We start from the raw sequence: 17,082 nt of genomic DNA on the forward strand, positions 1-17,082 counted from the left end.
GGTGTTTCGGCGGCCGTGGACGACCAGACTATCTCGTTCGCCCGGCTCCCACCGCGCCGCACGGCTGCTGGCAACATGGGTCGTGTGATCTCCGAAACGGTCAGCCGCCGCCGGGTGCTGTTCGCGGTGGCCGCCGCGCCGCTCGCCGTCGCGTGCACCGCAGAACCGCCTCCACCACCGCCGCCGGACCCGCTCTCGGCCCTCGCGGCGCAGGCCCGCGCGGACGCCAGGCTGGCCCAGTCGCTGACGACGGTGCCCGCGGCGGCGGAGATCGCGAAGGCCCGTGAGACGCACGCCTCGTTGTTGCAGGCCGAGGTCGACCGCGAGCGCCCGCCGCTGTCGTCCACCGCGCCGCCCGCCCCCACCGCGCCGCCCACGCCGCCGGACCCGCTGGCCGCGTTGCGCACCGCGCTCGACGAGGCCGTCCGCGAGGCCTCGGCCACCGTCGCCTCGCTGCCCTCCTACCGCGCCGGTCTCGTCGGCTCGGTGGCCGCCGGCTGCGCCTCGCTGCGGGAGGTGCTCTCATGAGCGTGGAGTCGGTGCAGACCGCGCTCGGGACCGAGCACGCGGCGTTGTGGACCTACGGCATGGTGTCGGCGTTCCTCAACGACCAGGCCGCGGCCGTCGCGGAGGGCTCGAACCTGCACCGCGCGCGCCGGGACACGACCGAGCGGTGGCTGCGTGACCACGGCGCGACCCCGAACCCGCCCGCCGCGGCCTACCTGCCGCCCTCACCGGTGTCGGACGGGCCTTCCGCGCTGGCCGCGCTCGTGGCGGTCGAGCAGGACACATGTGCCGCGTGGCGGGGTGTGCTGGAGCGGACCGACGATCCCGGGCTGCGGACGTCGGCGCTGGAGGCGCTGACGACGGCGGCGGTGCGGGCGACGCGCTGGCGCAAGGCCGCGGGGTCGGCCCCGGCATCGATCACGATGCCGGGTGTCGCCTCGGGCTGACTTGCGGATGCCGAAGAGCTAGTCGGCGAACGACGACGCGAGCCTGATCGCGTCGTTGGAGACCTTCTTCATGTCCTTGTTGTGCGCGAGCGCGTCGGCTCCCCTGGTCGGCGAGTCGGACTCGACGATCACGACCAGCTGGTCGCGTTGCTCGGAGGCGTACCCGCCGTTGGCCAGCGTGGTCAGCGGCGGCACGCTGATGGCCTTGTCCAGCACCAGGTCCTTGACGTTGCCGGTGCCGTCCCTCTGGGTGAGCTCCCGCAGCTGCCGCGCCTCGTCCGCCGTCTTCATCTTCACGACCGACACCGACGAGTACACGGTGCGGCCGTCCGGCAGCTTGGCCGTGTAGAAGGCACGCGTCAGCTGCACGCACGGCGTGGTCTTGAAGAACGCCTGCGTCTGGCTCGTCGCGTGGGCTGCGCAGTCGCTGTCCTTCACCGGTTCCGGCAACTCCGGCACGGTGGTGAACTCGTACTCCCCCGCGGTCTTCTGCGGTTGAGCGACCGGCTTGTCGACCGGGTCCGACGGCTGCAACACCCACCACACGAACCCGGACACCACCGCGACGCCGACGAGCGCCAGCGCCTTGCCCACCCACGTCGACTTGCGCTGGGGCGGAGGCGGTGGCGGGGGCAGCTGCCCCTGGCGGTTGTCCATGATCGACTGCAGCTTCACGAGCTCGTCGGCCGGGTACAACGGCGCGGTGTCGGTAGGCCTCGGTGGGAAGCGAGGCAGGTTCTGGGTCACCTCTTCAGGTGACTGGCGTGGTTCCGACACAAGGACCCACGGTAACGGACGGCAGTCACGCGAGCGCTTCGAGCACCCGGTCAACGTCCTCGATCGTGTTGTACATGTGACACGCATACCGCGTGCGACCTGCCCGAACCGAAGACACGACCCCCTGAACGGGTGGCCCGCCGACTGAGACGATCGCCGAGCCGTTGGGCGGCAGCCCCAAACCGGCCAGCAGGCGATCCGTCAGACTCACGCAGTGCGCGCGCACGGCTTCGAGGTCCAGAGAAGCCACCCACGGCAGCGCAACCGCCGCACCGACGTGTGAGAACCACGTCGGCGAGAGGTCGAACCGCCGTGCGTCCGAACGGAGCACGAGCTCCGTGCCGTAGTTCTCGCCGGTGCTGTACCAGTTGGCCGCCAACGGCTTGAGGGACGCCATCCGGTCCGGGCGCACCGCCATCCAGGCCGCGCCTCGCGGTGCCATCAGCCACTTGTAGGCCACACCGACGACGAAATCGGCCCACTCCAACGACAACGGCCTCCACCCGGCGGCCTGCGAGACGTCGAGCAGCACGGGTTTGCCCGAAGCGCGCAACGCTTCGAGGTCCGCGATCGTCCCGTCCGCCGACTGGACCACGCTCACGGCGACGAGGTCGGCGTCCTCCACCGTGGACACGATCCGGTGGCCGGACGCGACGAACGGCAGCGTGACGCTGGTGAACTCGCCGGGGTCGGCGAAGACCTTCGAGCCGGGCGGCAGGGACTGCGCGACCAGCGACGCGAACTGCGAAACCGTTGCACCGCAGGCGACCGAGGTCGCGGGCACCCCGACCAGCCGTCCGAACGCCTCGCGCGAGGTCTCGACGACCTCGTTGAACGTGGACGACGTGTCCTGGCCGCGCCGCCACCGTTCGTGCGAGGCCGCCACCGCGTCGGCGACGTGCCGGGGCGGCACACCGATGGACGCCGTGTTCAGGTAACCGGGCTCGACGTCGAAGACCGCTCCGAAGGCCTCACGCATGTGCGAGCTGCTTGTCGCGCTTGCGGCGCGCGTAGACCTGCTTCTTCACCCGTGCGATCACGGCCCCATCCTGCCCGACGACGTCCGTCTCGAACCAGACCAGCGCCTTCTCGCCGTCCCGGGTCAGGTCCAGGACCTCGGCGACGTGCTCGTCGGTCAGCCGGAACTCGGCGTGCACCGTGCCGCGGCCGGGCGCGACGAACTCGATCTCACCGGCCCGGTCCCACACGACGTGCTCGCCCTTGAGCTGGTTGAACAGCAGCAACACCCAGAACGGGTCGGTCATCGCGAAGAGCGATCCGCCGAAGTGGGTGCCGAAGAAGTTGCGGTTCCACGGGCGCAGGCGCATCCGCACCCGCGCGTACCGGTAGTCCGGCGAGATCTCCACGACCCGGATGCCGGCGAACAGGAACGGCGGCCACAGGTTCATCCCGAAGCGCAGGCGGCTTGCCTTCATAAAAAACAGTGTTACACAACTCGCGCCAGACTGTCCGCAACTTCCTCCGGCGAGGGCGTGTGACGTATCTCCCGAGCTATCTGACCAGCGGCTTCCCGGTAGGACGAGTCAGCGAACAGCCTTCGCACACAGTCCGCGATCGGCCCGGCACTGAACGCGACCGGCCGCAGCGCCGCACCGGCCGCGACGAGCGCGTCCGCGTTGCCGAACTGGTCCGCCCCCTGCGGCAGGACGACCTGGGGCACGCCGGCGGCGAGTGCGCCCAGCATCGTGCCGCTGCCGCCGTGGTGCACGGCGACGTCCGCGTACCGGAGCACCTCCGCCTGGGGCAGCCACGGGTAGACCGTCACGTTCGGCGGCAGGTGGTCGAGCGCGACGTGCGGCGCGGCCACGACCACCTGCGCCTCGCGGATCTTGCCGAGGCCCACGACCGCCTCGGCGAGCAGTTCCCGCGTGCCGAACGCGGTGCCGAGCGTCAGGTAGATCAGCTTCCCGGCGGTGCGCACCGGCACGTCACCGGGCGGCGAGAACGGCACGGGCCGCAACGGAATGCGCTCCTCCTTCAAAAAGCCCGCGTCCTGAAGGGAGGGCGGGCAGATGTCGAGGTGCCGGCCGCCGGTGGGCCGCACGAGGCCGATCCCGTCCGGGAACATCCGCCCGAACCCGTGCCACAACGCGGGAAACCCGCGGCGGCGAGCCTCCGAGACGACCTCGGGCACCGCCCATTCGCCGATCACGAGATCGGGCAGCAACCGCTCCAGCTCCTGCGCGATGTCCTCGGCGTAGATCTCGCCGAACACCAGTCCCGGCCGGAACGGCCGCAGCCCGAGCTTCCCGAGCACCGCGTGCATCTCCTCGCCGACCGCGAAGTGCACCTCGTGCCCGGCTTTGTGCAGGGCCTGCGCCAACGGGATCAACGGATACGTGTGGCCGGCCGCGGCCATGCTGGCGAAGAGCACGCGCATGCCGTGACGATACTGAGTCCTCATGGGAACCAACCGCGAGAAGATGATCAACGGCGAGCCCTACCTCCCGGCGGACCCCGAACTGGACGCGGACCGGCGTCGCGGCTGGCGCGAGATGGCCCGGTTCAACGCGCACGACCCCGAGGACCTCGACGGGATGTACAGCATCCTCAAGGGGTTCGTGGCGGAGATCGGCGAGAACTCGACGTTCATGCAGCGCCTGCAGATCGAGTACGGCTACAACACCCGCATCGGCGCGAACAGCTTCATGAACTACGACGGGATCATCCTCGACTGCGGCCCGGTGACCATCGGCGACCACGTGATGATGGGCCCGCGCGTGCAGCTGCTGACGGCGTTGCACCCCGTCGAGGACCACGACGCGCGCATCGAGGGCTGGGAGACGACCGCGCCGATCGTCATCGGGGACAAGGTGTGGTTCGGCGGCGGCGTGATCGTGTGCCCCGGCGTCACCATCGGCAACAACACGGTGGTCGGCGCGGGCAGCGTCGTGACGCGGGATCTGCCTGCTCACGTGCTCGCGGTCGGCAACCCGGCACGAGTGGTTCGTAAGATCTGAGGTCATGCGCAGCGAGGAGATCCAGATCCGCACCGGTTCCGACGAGGTCGTGCACGACCTGACGTCCGACTGCCAACGGTTCCTCTCCGACGACAACGGCGACGGTCTGCTGCACGTGTGGGTGCCCCACGCGACGGCGGGCATCGCCATCATCGAGACGGGCGCGGGCAGCGACGACGACCTGCTGACCGCCCTGGAGCGCATCCTGCCCCGCGACGTGAAGTGGCGGCACCGGCACGGCACCCCCGGCCACGGCCGTGACCACGTGATGCCCGCGCTGGTGCCGCCCTACGCGACGATCCCGGTTCTAGGCGGTGTGCTGACGCTCGGCACTTGGCAGTCCATCTGCCTGGTCGACACCAACGTCGACAATCCCGTCCGCACGGTCCGTCTGAGCTTTCTTGCCGGCTAGTTCAGCTTTCTTCATGGCTAGCAGCACCAGCCCGACGAGCGCGATCCCGCCGAACACCCACCACTCGGTGCTGACGGAGCCCTCGTACATGAGGCTGCGCAGGCCTTCCGCCGAGAACCGGAACGGCGTCCACGACCACAGGACCGCCTTGTAGGCCGGGTTGAGCAGCTCGGGCACCTGGCCCGCGACCGCCGGTGCCATCAGGTACAGGATGCCGAGGACGCCCATCGCGCGGATGCCGAGGTGCTTGAACAGCCCGGCCTGCAGCAGCGCGAACGACACCGCGACGGCGAGCAGGAACGCGAGCGCCTGCGCGGTGAACGTGACGCCCCACCAGGCCAGCAGCCCCACGGTCGAGCCCGTGACGAGGACGGCTGCGGTCACCGCCGACAGCCACCTCAGCCTGCTGCCCTTCAGCACCACGAACAGCAGTCCGGCGATCATCCCGCCGACCCACAGCAGCGCGGACGCGGCGAGCGGTGCGGTGCGTTCGGCGGCGGTGGGAGTGGTCGCCTCGACCTTGACCGGCAACCCGGCACCCTGCGCGACGCCGGTCAGCACCTGCTGGGCGATCTGCGTGCCGGACGGGTTGACCGCCGGGTTGAGCCGGATCGTCGCCTGGCCGGGCGCGATCTCCAGCACCCCGTACACCTCCTTGTCCCGCAGGAGGTTCCGGGCCTCGTCCGCGGACACGACCCGGAGGTCGATCTCGGCGGAGTCGGCTCTCGCGACGCGTTCCGCGATCGGCGGAGGCGCCACCACGGCGAGCGGGACGTCGTGCGGGTGCACGGTCGCCTGCACGCCGAACGTCAGCAATCCCAGGAGGAACGCCACCACAGCACCTGCGACGGCGGTGACCAGCACGGTGCGCATCATCGGACCCCTTAGTTCATCAAGCGTTGAATTTAGTGGGCACGCTACGCTTCGTTCGTCCCAGAAGTCAACGCACGATGAATTAACCCGTTGTCAGGCCCACCAGGTACCGTTCCCCCGTGACTTACCCAGGTGGCGGCGGACAGGGCGGCTGGAACGACCAGCAGGGCTGGGGCCAGCAGCAACAGGGTGACCAGAGCGGCGGGTACCAGACGGGCGGCTACCAGACCGGCGGGTACCCCCAGACCGGTGGTTTCCCGCAGCAGGGCGGTTTCCCGGACCAGGGGCAGTTCCCGCAGCAGGGCTACGGCGGGTACGGCGGCCTGGGCGTGTACGGCGGCTTCGACGACAAGCCGCCGAACAAGGGCAAGAAGACGCTCTGGCTGGTGCTCGGCACCGTGGTCCTCGTGCTGCTCGTCGGCGGCGGCCTCACCTGGTTCCTGCTCTCGCGCCCGGACAACACGACGGCGACGAACGACCCGTCCCCGTCGCCCAGCACCTCCGCGCAGCCGACCGACGCCGCCTGCCCGAAGAACGAGGGCCAGCAGTGCGTCGAGACGGCGCTCGGCTTCAACTACGAGGTCCCGAAGAACTGGGACATCATCGCCGACGCCAAGATCCCGGTGGAGGGCTTCACGGGCATCTCGCTGTCCGGCGTCACCTCCTACGGCGACTACACCTGCGAGGGCAAGTCGTTCACCAAGGGCACCAACGGCGGCACGCTGCTCCCGAAGAGCGACATCAACACCACGGCCACCGACTTCACCAAGGCCCTCGCCACGCAGTACTACTCGTCGGGCGGCGACCCGAAGGTCACGACGACGCAGCCGAAGCCGGTGAAGATCCAGCACACCCAGAAGGACGGCAAGAAGGTCACCATCGACGGCGTGCAGGTGGACGCCACCGTCACGCAGACCGGCAACAAGTGCCTGGCGAGCAAGGGCATGGTCAAGGTCGTGGTGCTCAACGGCAGCAACAAGCTGCACGTGTTCGCCGTGAACGGCGACCTGGAGGGAGGCGGTGGCGGCGCCACCCCGCCGCTGCCCAAGGAGTCCGACCTGCAGAAGATGGTCGACTCGCTGGTGCCGACCTCGTAGGACCTACCGCGCGCCGCCGTCCGATGTGGACGGCGGCGGGACCACGCCTCCGCCGCGCGGCGCCACTGATGCCTGTCTCGCCAACGCGCCAAGACAGGCCCGTCCGGCGATCCAGCGCGCCGCCGTTCGGCACCCACTTCGCGGCCACACTGGAAGGGTGCCCGCGCGGGCCGAGCGCGCCGCCGTTCGACAGGACGGCGGCGGGCGACTCGGCGAAACGGCTGATGCGACAACGTGATCGCGTCTCGCAGACCTTCGCGGCCAAGCCACTCCCGGCACGTCATCATCGCCTGCACCGGGACGGCGTCCGCGTGACCGGCTTCCCGCTCTGCGACACCAGTTGCGCGACCTCAAGCCGGATCCGCTCGGCCACCACCCGGTCGAGGCCCCCTCGCACCTCCGGATCGCGAACCGCAGCAGGCGCTCCGCCTCGCCGAACACGCGCATGCGATCTCGCGCTGTCCTGACTTCTCCCCCGGGAAACGCCGAACGCCGGGCCGCGCGCCCACTTCCAGCGCACCGCCCGGCGTTCAGTTCGTCGTTCTAGCCGGTGACGACCTGCACCAGGTGCTCGACGGCCTCGGCGACCGGCACCTCGACGCGCTCGCCGGAGCGGCGGTCCTTGACCTCGACCGTGCCGTCCTTCAGGCCGCGGCCGATCACCAGGATCGTCGGGATGCCGACGAGCTCGGCGTCCGCGAACTTCACGCCGGGGCTCGCCTTGCGGTCGTCCAGCAGAACCTCGAGGCCCTTGGCGCTGAGCTGCTTCGCGAAGTCCTCACCGGCGCTCATGAGCGTCTCGTCCTTGCCGGCGACCACGACGTGGACGTCGGCGGGCGCGACGTTGCGGGGCCAGATCAGGCCGCGGTCGTCGTGCGACTGCTCCGCGATGACCGCGACGAGACGCGAGACGCCGACGCCGTACGAGCCCATGGTGATGCGGACGGGCTTGGAGTCCGGGCCGAGGGCGTCGAGCGAGAACGCGTCCGCGTACTTGCGGCCGAGCTGGAAGATGTGGCCGATCTCGATGCCGCGCGCGGCGACCAGCACGCCCTTGCCGTCCGGGGAGGCGTCGCCCTCGCGGACCTCGGCGACGTCGATGACGCCGTCGGGCGTGAAGTCGCGGCCCGCCACCAGGTCGACGACGTGGTGGTCGGCCTTGTCGGCGCCGGTGACCCACGCGGTGCCCGTGACGACGCGGGGGTCGGCGAGGAAGCGGATGCCGTTGGCCTGGATCGCTCCCGGGCCGATGTACCCCTTGACCAGGAACGAGTTCTTGGCGAAGTCCGCCGCTTCCAGCATCGCGACCTCAGCCGGTTCGAGCGCTGCCTCGAGGCGCTTGAAGTCGACCTCCCGGTCACCGGGGACGGCGATCGCGAGCAGTTCCCAGTCCTTGCCGGGGTGCTTGACCTTCACGAGGACGTTCTTCAGCGTGTCCGCCGCGGTGAACTTGCGGTCGGTGTTGGCGTTGAGGAAGTCCACCAGCGTCTCGATGGTGGGCGTGTTCGGCGTGTGGTGCACCTGCGCGGCGGGCTTGTCCTCGATCGACTGCGCCGGGGGCACGGGCGTGGCGACGGCCTCGACGTTCGCCGCGTAACCCGACTCGGTGCTGCGCACGAACGTGTCCTCGCCCGTCTCGGCGACGGCGAGGAACTCCTCGGACGCCGAGCCGCCCATCGCGCCGGACGTGGCGGAGACGATCACGTACTCCAGGCCGAGCCGGTCGAAGATGCGGATGTAGGCGTCGCGGTGGTTCTTGTACGACTGGCTCAGGCCCTCGTCGGTGAGGTCGAACGAGTACGAGTCCTTCATCAGGAACTCGCGGCCGCGCAGGATGCCCGCGCGGGGACGCGCCTCGTCGCGGTACTTGGTCTGGATCTGGTACAGCGTGACCGGGTAGTCCTTGTAGGAGCTGTACTCACCCTTCACGGTGAGGGTGAACATCTCCTCGTGCGTGGGGCCGAGGAGGTAGTCGGCGCCCTTGCGGTCCTTGAGGCGGAACAGGTTGGGGCCGTACTCCTCCCACCGGTTCGTCGCCTCGTAGGGCTCCTTGGGCAGCAGCGCGGGGAACTGGATCTCCTGCGCGCCGAAGGCGTCCATCTCCTCGCGGACGACGGCCTCGATGTTGCGCAGGACCTTGAGGCCCAGCGGCAGCCAGGTGTACCCGCCCGGTGCGACGCGGCGGACGTAGCCGGCGCGCACCAGCAGCTTGTGGCTGGGCACTTCGGCGTCCGCCGGATCCTCGCGAAGGGTGCGCAGGAACAGCGACGACATCCTGGTGATCACGGTGGGTACTCCTCGTTCACGGGCAGTTGTAGCAGCGTACTGGTTGGACGTATCCCGAAATCGCGCGCGGTGCTCCGGTCTGGCCCTGACCTGCGGTGACCAGAATTGTCAGACCCCCTGAGTAGCGTCCGTTCCATGCCGCTGACCATTGAAATGATCACCATCGACACGGGCGACGCCCGCAAGCTCGCGGAGTTCTGGACGGCCGCCCTGGGCACCACTGTCCAGAACGACTGGGGTGAGTTCATCGTGCTCGCGCCGTCGACCGAGTCCGGTCCGGCTCTCGCCCTCCAGCAGGTTCCGGACGCGACGCCGGGCAAGAACAGGATCCACTTCGACTCGCACGTGCCGGACCGCCTGGCGGAGGTCGACCGCCTGGTCGATCTCGGCGCCACGGAGGTCGCGGTGCACAGCGTTCCCGGCCTCGTGTGGTCGGTGCTCGCCGACCCGGACGGCAACCAGTTCTGCGTCGGCCAGGCGGGCGAGGAGCTCTAGAGCTCTTCCAGCCGCCCGTAGTCGATCCAGGTCCGCGCCACCTCGAACCCGGCGCGCTCGTACACGCCGAGCGCACGGGTCGAGTTGGCCGAGTCCACGGAGAGTCCCGCCCGGTGGTAGCCCTCCGCCCTGGCCTGGGCCAGCGTCCAGCTCAGCAGGGCGGAGGCCACGCCACGCCCGCGGTGCTCTTCCAGGGTGCCGACGTCACCGATCCACAGCTCGCGCACGCCGGTCATCTCCTCGACCACCGGGTAGTGCCGCGCGAGCACGAACCCGACCACGGCGTTGTCCTTCGACAGCGCCAGGAAGGAGGAATCCGGAACGAACCGCGAGCTGTCGGTGAACGACGCCGCCCATTCCCCGGGGCTGCGTTCGACCGACCCCCAGTGCTGCGCGAACGCCGCGTTGCAGACCAGGCGGACCTCTTCGTCACGGGCCGCGGAGAACGGCACGATCTCGTAGCCGGACGGGATCGGGACCTGGGCGAGTGACTCGCCCAGTGCCACCTCCAGCTCGTAGAAGTGGCGGTCCGCGCGGAACCCGAGCTTCTCGGCCAGTGCGACGTGCCCCTCGGACCGGCTCTCGACCATGGTGCACACCGCGAGCGGCAGGTGCGGGTGCCGTGCGACGTGGAGGTCGCGCGCGAGTGCGGCGAGGCGGGGCAGGAGCTGTAGCCCGATGCCCGCACGCCGGTGCTCGGGGTGCACCATCCCGTCGAGCCGGACGCGGTGCGTGCCCACGGGGTTGTCGCGCAACGCGACCAGCCCGTAAGCCACGAGCCGTCCGTCCGCGAGCACGGCGAGCGATCCACCGGGCAGGTCGGTGTCGCCGAACGACTGGGCGAAGTCCTCTTCGGACAACAGTTCGCCGGTGTCGTCGGCAGCCTCGGCCGCGTTGTAGAGCGCGGCCACCGCCGGGATGTCCGCCGTCGTGAGCGGGCGCCACACGAGTTCCACGTCGATCGACGCTACGGAAGGGAGATGGACTCAACAACCGAATAACGCGTTGCCCGAGACGGGCCACCTGCGCAATCCTGCGAGCGATGACATCTCCAGAGATCACACCGCTGTACGAGGACGTGACGTTCCACGGACCCCTGTCCGAGGAACGAGCAGCCCGCCTCATCCGTTCGCTCCTGCCGCTGGACGGCGCCCACGTGCTCGACCTCGGCTGCGGCTGGGCGGAGCTCCTCCTGCGCACCCTGGAGGCCGCCCCCACGGCCAGCGGCACCGGCGTGGACCGCAACGCGACGGACATCGCGCGCGCCCAGGCCAACGCCGACGCCCGAGGCCTGAGCGACCGCGTCAGCCTTCAGGTGGCCGACGTGGCCGAATGGCGTCCGGCCAGGCCGGCGGACGTGGTCATCGTCAACGGTGCGAGCCAGGTGTGGGGCGGAGACCCGTTGCAGCACACGGTGAACGCACTTACCGAGGCCAGGAAACTGCTCGCTCCGGGCGGCCGGTTCCTGCTCGGCGAGTGCTTCTGGGAGCGCGAACCCACCGAGGCACAACTGGCCGCCATGCCGGTCCCGCGAGGCCAGTACGGCTCGCTGGCCGACCTCGTGGACCTGGCGCACGCCCACGGCTACCGCATGCTCGCGGCGGAACAGGCGAACCTCGACGAGTGGGACGTGTTCGAGAACGGCCACGGCCTCGCCTGGGAACGCTGGCTGCGCGACAACCCGGACTCGGAGCACGTTGCGGAGATCAGGGCGAAGGCGGACACCCAGCGCGGCTATCGGTTGCGGGGGTGGCGCGGCACGCTCGGCCTGGCCTACCTGACTCTCCAGGTGGCCTAGACCGGCGCGTGCCGCGCCACGTCGGGAACACGGCCGGGCTCGAACCGGCGTCCCTCCGGAGAAGAGCCGGAGCTCTACCACTGAGCTACGTGTTCCAAGTGCGTCCGGCGGGCCGGGCTCGAACCGGCGTCCACCCGGTCCAGAGCCGGGCGCTCCACCACTGAGCTACCACCGAACGCGCTACATCCTGCTCAGCCGGGAAGGTCCTGTCCACCGAATACTTCGGCGCGCAGGGGCTTGCCGCTGAACGCGTGTGCACGTCGCAAAGCCATGGCCCACAACGGATCCGACACGGCCACCCCGTGCACGAGCTCCGGGGTCGGCCGGAAGCGCGCGATCAGGGAGTGCTGGCGAGGCGCGGTCCATCCGGCGCGTTCGGGGTCGACGCCGCCGGAGCGGCACGCGGCCTCGACGTCCTGGCGCGTGCACGACGCGGTCCCGTCGAGCACCTCCCACGGCAACGGCAGGTTCGCCCACACCGCGGTGTCCGGGTGCAGACCGCCGCCGGTCTCCTGGTGCCACCAGGCGAGGTCGGCGGCCATCACCCGCATCGCCTTGCCTGGCCAGGTGTCGTCGAGCAACGACGTGAGGCCGGCGGCGTGCAGGCAGGTGATCCACGCGGTGCGGGCGGTGTTGTAGGCACCCGCGAAGGCGTTCCAGGTCGACGAGTCGACGCCGGAGCTCACGATCATGGTCGTGCGGTCCACGTCGGACGCGCGCCACAGGTCGCCGAGCACGGAGGCGATCGACCTGGTCGCCGCGGACCACCGGCCGAGCAGCTCGCCGAGCTGCTCGGCGGACAGGTGCCGCAGGACGTCCCACCCCGGGTGCGCGAGCGCGATCATCGCCCAGTCCGTGCCGGCGGAGGCCCGGCAGCGCGCGAACAGCACGTCGGCCACCTGGTCGAACGGGTTCTCACGGCCGGCGAGGCTGAACTCGCGGCGCAGCTTGCGGCGTGCCGTGAAGTACGCGACGAAGCAGGCCGCGGCCGGGTCCGCGCGGAAGCGGTCGCGGTCGATCACGTCCACGAATCCCGCCGACGCGAGCAGCGTCGCCCGTCGCATTTCCTGGGCGCGGCCGAGCCGCCCGGCCTTCGCGGACAGCCTGCGCAGCATGCGGAAGCGGCGGTTGTACTGCCGCTTCGACAGTTCGATGCCGGCCGACGCGCGGGCCTCGCGGTTGAGCCTGTCCGCGAGGAAGTCCGTGTGCGAGGCGTCCCAGCCGATGCCGGCACCGGCCAGTGCCGCGAACTCCAGCACCGACAGCGGGTCGTCGGCGTCGACGACGTCGTCCACCTCGAACAGGCGGCGGGTGGCGGCGACCTGCCGCGCGGCGCCGACCGGGCGGGCGTAGTCGTCGCTCATCCCGGAGAAGCCGTGCCAGCGCGATGCGTGCGCCGCGACCTCGTTGATCACCTTGCGCTCGCGCCTCGTCAGCGAGGGGAGCGCTTCCAGCACGAGGACGGCGACGTCCTCCGGGCGCATCCGGGCGTCGAGCGAGCGGTACAGGCGGTCGAGTACGTCCACGCCTTCCAGATCACCACGCCGTGTCCAGCGGTTTTCCGGCTTTGCCCTACCCTTTTCAACCGTGCTGGTGCTGCTTCCCCCGTCGGAGACCAAGGCGATCGGCGGCGAGGGCGCGCCGCTCGACCTCGACGCGCTGTCGTTCCCCGAGCTCAACCCGGTGCGCGACAAGCTGGTGTCCGCACTGGCCGATCTCGCGAAGGACGTCCCGGCGAGCCTCAAGGCGCTCGACATCTCCGAGCGCCAGGTCGACGAGGTGCACCGCAACGCGTCGCTGCGCACGTCGGAGACCACGCCCGCGCTGCTGCGCTACACCGGCGTGCTCTACGACAACCTGGACTTCCCGTCGCTCAAGAAGGCCGAGAAAGAACGCGCCTGCGAGCGGCTCGCGGTCGCTTCGGCGCTGTTCGGGGTGCTCCGCGGCGGCGACCCGGTGCCCGCGTACCGGTTGTCCGGCGGCAGCACGCTCCCGTCCCACGGCAGCCTGCGCACGGTGTGGAAGCCCGCGCTGGAGCCGGTGCTCGCGGAGGCCGACGAGTTCGTCGTCGACCTGCGTTCCGGTGCCTACTCCAGCCTCGCGCGGATCCCGCACGCCGTCGTCGTCCGGGTGGTCACGAGCGAGGGCAAGGTCGTCAGCCACTTCAACAAGGCGCACAAGGGTCTGCTCGCGCGGGCCATCGCGAAGTCCAGCGCTGAGCCCGCGGACCTGAAAGGCCTGGTCAAGCTCGCGCGGAAGGCCGGGCTCACGATGGTGCCGACCGGCGCGAAGACCGCGGACCTGATCACCGGTTAATTCGGTTGCGCGCACGAAAGGCGCGCGGCAAGCTTCTCCCCGAAGCGTGACAACGGAGCTGGATCGAGGAGGTGCGACATGTCAGAGCCTGTCTTTGGGCGTGGCACCGCACTCGCGACCCGTCCAGCCGCCCCTCGCGCCTGATCAGCACAGTTTGATCGCAGAGCGCCAGTGGGGCGGTCACCTTCATCTTTTGGGAGACCCCACCGTGCGCGAGCACGATCTTTTCGAACGCTACGAATCTGCTTTCGACGGCGCCGACGACACCATGCGGCGCAAGGGAAAGCGCACCAACCGCAGGGTTGACGACGCGGAACCCACGCGTCGCGGCCGGATGACCGAAGAAGAGAAGCTGCGCGTCGCACGAGTGCGCGAGGACCAGCTCAGTTCGGCGGACACCCCCGAGGACGGCGACCGCTGGTCCACGTGGGGCGACGCCGATCAGGGTCCGAAACCGCATCCGGACTGGCTCATCACCGAACTGGCCGCGGTCGACCGCGAGCTGGGCATCGTGAAGACCGGCAAGGAAGCGGACGTCTTCCTGCTGGAACGCGCGCTGGGCGACAGGTCGTGCCTGCTCGCCGCCAAGCGCTACCGCAGCAACGACCACCGGATGTTCCACCGCGACGCGGGGTACCTCGAGCGTCGTCGCATGAAGAAGTCCCGTGAGAACCGGGCGATCGCGAACCGCACCGCGTTCGGGCGCAACCTGATCGCGGAACAGTGGACGGTCGCGGAGTTCGCCGCGCTCTCCAAGCTGTGGCAGATCGGCGCCCCGGTGCCGTATCCGGTGCAGCGCAGTGGCACCGAGCTGCTGCTGGAGTTCATCGGGGACGCCGAGGGCAACGCGGCACCGCGGCTCGCGCAGACCCGTCCCGACGAGGACGAGCTGCTCGACCTGTGGCGCCAGCTGGTCGCGACGCTGATGACGCTCGCCGAGGCGGGCATCACGCACGGCGACCTCTCGGCGTACAACCTGATGGTGCACGACGGCAGGCTGGTCGTGATCGACCTGCCGCAGGTGGTCGACCTCGTCGCGAACCCCCGCGGAGTGGAGTTCCTCGACCGCGACGTCCGCAACATCTGCGGCTGGTTCGCCTCGCGCGGGCTGCTGCCGGAGATCGGCGACCCGTCCGCGCTGGTGGCGACGCTGCTGGACGTGGCGGGCATGGGCTGATCCCCGCGTCGCGCGCCCGGCCGTGTCCAACGACACTGCCGGGCGCGCGAGGCATCGCCATTGATCAGCTAGACTGTGCTGTACACCGATGAAGGCTTGACGGCCGTTGACCGGTGTTCCACCCACTCATCAGCGGCGTGACCATCACGCCGGGCCCGTCCTTGTGATCGGCACCGCGGTAGCGCGCGGGGCAGCCTCGAGACGTGCCATGTCCCGGAGGTTTGTTTTGCCAACAATGTCCGAAGGTCGTTCCGAGCGTGTACAGAGCCGCAGGTCACCGCGGCGCCGCCCGGGCCGCCAGGGCAATTCCTCGCGTCCGCAGCAGCGGGTCGAGGAACCGATCGTCGCCGAGGTCTTCGAGAGCACGCTGCCGGAAGGCCCGCTGCCCTCGTTCGCTGAGCTCGGCCTGGCAGACGCGCTGATCCGCTCGCTCGTCGCCAACGAAATCACCGCGCCGTTCCCGATCCAGGCGGCAACCCTTCCCGACGCCATGGCAGGCCGCGACATCCTCGGCCGCGGCCAGACCGGCTCCGGCAAGACGCTGGCGTTCGGCCTCGCGATGCTGACCCGCCTCGCGAGCGGCCGCTCCATGCCGAACAAGCCGCGTGGCCTGATCCTCGTTCCGACCCGCGAGCTCGCGATGCAGGTGGAGACGGCGCTCACGCCGCACGCCCGCTCGCTGGGCCTGTGGTGCCGCGTCGTCGTCGGCGGCACGTCGTTCCCGCGCCAGGTCGAACACCTCCGCCGCGGCGTCGACCTGCTGATCGCCACGCCGGGCCGCCTGTCCGACCACGTCCGCCAGGGCACGTGCGATCTCGGTTCCGTCGAGATCACCGCGCTGGACGAGGCCGACCAGATGGCCGACATGGGCTTCATGCCCCAGGTTCGCGCGATCCTCGACCTGACCCCGCAGGACGGGCAGCGCCTGCTGTTCTCCGCGACGCTCGACGGCGACGTGGACAAGCTGGTCCGCCAGTACCTGCACTCCCCGGTGACGCACTCGGTGGCCCCGGCCACCGCGAGCGTCACGACCATGGAGCACCACCTGCTGCTCGTGTCCGCTGAGGACAAGCAGAACGTGGTGACCGAGGTGGCCGCACGCGAGGGCCGCACGATCATGTTCGTGCGCACCAAGCACCACGTCGACCGCCTGGCCAAGAAGCTCCGCTCGGTCGGCGTCCACGCCGGCGCACTGCACGGCGGCAAGGCTCAGAGCGCGCGCACCCGCGTGCTCGGCGAGTTCCGCGAGGGCACCACCCCCGTGCTGATCGCCACCGACGTCGCCGCCCGCGGCATCCACGTCGACGACGTGTCCCTGGTCGTCCACGTCGACCCGCCCGCCGACCCGAAGGACTACCTGCACCGCGCCGGCCGCACGGCTCGCGCAGGTCAGTCCGGCACGGTCGTCACGCTGGTCACGCACGACCAGCGCCGCGCAGTCCAGGGCATGGCCGCGCGAGCGGGCATCCGTCCGGAGAGCACGAAGGTGCGCCCCGGCGACGACGACCTGGCCCGCATCACCGGCGCCCGCACGCCGTCCGGCGAGCCGATCATCGAACGCGAGAAGCCGGCCCGCCGCACCGGCGGCGGCCGCCGCTTCGGTGCCCCGGCCGCCGCCGGTGCCGCCCGCGGTGAGTACCGCGGTGGCTCCGGCCGCCGCACCGAGGGTGGCGAGTTCCGCGGTGGACCGCGCCGTTCGGAGCGGACCGAGGGTGGTCGCGCGTTCGGGCGGACCGAGCGCGGCGCGGGTCGTCCGCGCCGGGCAGCGCCGCAGCACTGAGCTTGATCTGATCGACGGCAAAGGCCGCTTCCCTTTCGGGAGGCGGCCTTTGCCGTGTCCGAGGCCGAGTTGGTCGCGGACCGGTGGGCGGTGCCTCCTCGGCGGCGGCTGTCCTGATCGGTGACGAAGGCACTTCC

Annotated in this window: 18 protein-coding genes and 2 tRNA genes; 10 read left to right on the plus strand and 10 right to left on the minus strand. The window is 70.4% G+C overall.

Features of this window, described 5'->3' with window-relative positions; genetic code table 11:
• Positions 1-15 precede the first annotated feature (15 nt).
• Together AB0M48_RS08775 and AB0M48_RS08780 are read left to right on the plus strand one after the other, a co-directional pair.
• Positions 16-528 carry a hypothetical protein gene (locus AB0M48_RS08775; protein WP_363837438.1) on the plus strand — a complete coding sequence of 171 codons (513 nt, stop codon included), beginning with the start codon at positions 16-18 and terminating at the stop codon, positions 526-528.
• On the plus strand, positions 525-953 hold the full coding sequence (locus AB0M48_RS08780) for a ferritin-like domain-containing protein (protein ID WP_319982334.1): 429 nt from the start codon (positions 525-527) through the stop codon (positions 951-953). Before AB0M48_RS08775 ends, AB0M48_RS08780 begins: the two co-directional genes overlap by 4 nt.
• Before the next feature lie 18 nt (positions 954-971).
• Here the strand turns inward: AB0M48_RS08780 and AB0M48_RS08785 are convergent, their stop codons facing one another.
• Genes AB0M48_RS08785 through AB0M48_RS08800 form a run of 4 tightly spaced genes read right to left on the minus strand, consistent with a single transcriptional unit; the run spans position 972 to position 4,131 of the window.
• Positions 972-1,700: a hypothetical protein gene (locus AB0M48_RS08785; protein ID WP_363837443.1), complete on the minus strand. Its 729-nt coding sequence runs from the start codon at positions 1,698-1,700 to the stop codon at positions 972-974.
• Positions 1,701-1,755: 55 nt separating this feature from the next.
• Positions 1,756-2,709, minus strand: coding sequence for an aminotransferase class V-fold PLP-dependent enzyme (locus AB0M48_RS08790; RefSeq protein ID WP_363837447.1), 954 nt, complete (start codon positions 2,707-2,709; stop codon positions 1,756-1,758).
• Positions 2,702-3,166 carry a DUF4442 domain-containing protein gene (locus AB0M48_RS08795; RefSeq protein ID WP_363837450.1) on the minus strand — a complete coding sequence of 155 codons (465 nt, stop codon included), beginning with the start codon at positions 3,164-3,166 and terminating at the stop codon, positions 2,702-2,704. The genes AB0M48_RS08790 and AB0M48_RS08795 overlap by 8 nt, the downstream gene beginning before the upstream one ends.
• Positions 3,167-3,177: 11 nt before the next feature.
• Positions 3,178-4,131, minus strand: a complete 954-nt coding sequence (locus tag AB0M48_RS08800) for a nucleotide disphospho-sugar-binding domain-containing protein (RefSeq protein ID WP_363837454.1) — start codon at positions 4,129-4,131, stop codon at positions 3,178-3,180.
• Between the two features lie 22 nt (positions 4,132-4,153).
• Between AB0M48_RS08800 and AB0M48_RS08805 the strand changes: the two genes are divergently transcribed.
• Together AB0M48_RS08805 and AB0M48_RS08810 are read left to right on the plus strand one after the other, a co-directional pair.
• Positions 4,154-4,711: a sugar O-acetyltransferase gene (locus tag AB0M48_RS08805; protein ID WP_363837458.1), complete on the plus strand. Its 558-nt coding sequence runs from the start codon at positions 4,154-4,156 to the stop codon at positions 4,709-4,711.
• 4 nt (positions 4,712-4,715) lie between these two features.
• A complete protein-coding gene (locus AB0M48_RS08810; RefSeq protein ID WP_363837461.1) occupies positions 4,716-5,123 on the plus strand; it encodes a YjbQ family protein in 408 nt (135 codons plus the stop codon).
• Here the strand turns inward: AB0M48_RS08810 and AB0M48_RS08815 are convergent.
• The gene (locus AB0M48_RS08815; protein WP_363837464.1) at positions 5,019-5,996 is read right to left on the minus strand and encodes an ABC transporter permease; all 978 of its coding nucleotides are present in this window, start codon (positions 5,994-5,996) and stop codon (positions 5,019-5,021) included. The two genes, AB0M48_RS08810 and AB0M48_RS08815, sit on opposite strands and share 105 nt — an antisense overlap.
• Before the next feature lie 119 nt (positions 5,997-6,115).
• Between AB0M48_RS08815 and AB0M48_RS08820 the strand changes: the two genes are divergently transcribed.
• On the plus strand, positions 6,116-7,093 hold the full coding sequence (locus AB0M48_RS08820; protein ID WP_363837468.1) for a hypothetical protein: 978 nt from the start codon (positions 6,116-6,118) through the stop codon (positions 7,091-7,093).
• A gap of 543 nt (positions 7,094-7,636) precedes the next feature.
• Here AB0M48_RS08820 and AB0M48_RS08825 read toward each other — a convergent pair.
• Entirely contained in the window at positions 7,637-9,379 is a 1,743-nt protein-coding gene (locus AB0M48_RS08825; RefSeq protein ID WP_363837471.1) for a proline--tRNA ligase, read from the minus strand.
• A gap of 135 nt (positions 9,380-9,514) precedes the next feature.
• On the opposite strand from AB0M48_RS08825, the gene AB0M48_RS08830 reads away from it, so the two are divergent.
• On the plus strand, positions 9,515-9,874 hold the full coding sequence (locus tag AB0M48_RS08830; protein WP_363837475.1) for a VOC family protein: 360 nt from the start codon (positions 9,515-9,517) through the stop codon (positions 9,872-9,874).
• Here AB0M48_RS08830 and AB0M48_RS08835 read toward each other — a convergent pair.
• Positions 9,871-10,830, minus strand: coding sequence for a GNAT family N-acetyltransferase (locus AB0M48_RS08835; RefSeq protein ID WP_363837478.1), 960 nt, complete (start codon positions 10,828-10,830; stop codon positions 9,871-9,873). The genes AB0M48_RS08830 and AB0M48_RS08835 overlap by 4 nt on opposite strands.
• An 86-nt stretch (positions 10,831-10,916) precedes the next feature.
• Between AB0M48_RS08835 and AB0M48_RS08840 the strand changes: the two genes are divergently transcribed.
• On the plus strand, positions 10,917-11,672 hold the full coding sequence (locus AB0M48_RS08840) for a class I SAM-dependent methyltransferase (RefSeq protein ID WP_363837481.1): 756 nt from the start codon (positions 10,917-10,919) through the stop codon (positions 11,670-11,672).
• 24 nt (positions 11,673-11,696) lie between these two features.
• On the opposite strand, the gene AB0M48_RS08845 is transcribed toward AB0M48_RS08840, so the two are convergent.
• From AB0M48_RS08845 to AB0M48_RS08855, 3 genes are all read right to left on the minus strand, one after another.
• Positions 11,697-11,767, minus strand: a tRNA-Lys gene (locus tag AB0M48_RS08845).
• Between the two features lie 8 nt (positions 11,768-11,775).
• Positions 11,776-11,847: transfer RNA gene (locus tag AB0M48_RS08850), tRNA-Gln, on the minus strand.
• Between the two features lie 16 nt (positions 11,848-11,863).
• Positions 11,864-13,198, minus strand: coding sequence for a hypothetical protein (locus AB0M48_RS08855; protein ID WP_363837484.1), 1,335 nt, complete (start codon positions 13,196-13,198; stop codon positions 11,864-11,866).
• A gap of 61 nt (positions 13,199-13,259) precedes the next feature.
• Here AB0M48_RS08855 and yaaA point away from each other — a divergent pair, with 61 nt between their 5' ends.
• From yaaA to AB0M48_RS08870, 3 genes are all read left to right on the plus strand, one after another.
• Complete coding sequence (gene yaaA, locus AB0M48_RS08860) at positions 13,260-13,988, plus strand: peroxide stress protein YaaA (protein ID WP_363837488.1); 729 nt, start codon at positions 13,260-13,262, stop codon at positions 13,986-13,988.
• 268 nt (positions 13,989-14,256) lie between these two features.
• The gene (locus AB0M48_RS08865; protein WP_363838341.1) at positions 14,257-15,165 is read left to right on the plus strand and encodes an RIO1 family regulatory kinase/ATPase; all 909 of its coding nucleotides are present in this window, start codon (positions 14,257-14,259) and stop codon (positions 15,163-15,165) included.
• Positions 15,166-15,400: 235 nt separating this feature from the next.
• Positions 15,401-16,945 carry a DEAD/DEAH box helicase gene (locus tag AB0M48_RS08870; RefSeq protein ID WP_363837491.1) on the plus strand — a complete coding sequence of 515 codons (1,545 nt, stop codon included), beginning with the start codon at positions 15,401-15,403 and terminating at the stop codon, positions 16,943-16,945.
• Positions 16,946-17,082: the final 137 nt, after the last annotated feature.

The organism is Lentzea sp. NPDC051208 (assembly GCF_040682435.1).
GTDB lineage: Bacteria > Actinomycetota > Actinomycetes > Mycobacteriales > Pseudonocardiaceae > Lentzea > Lentzea kristufekii.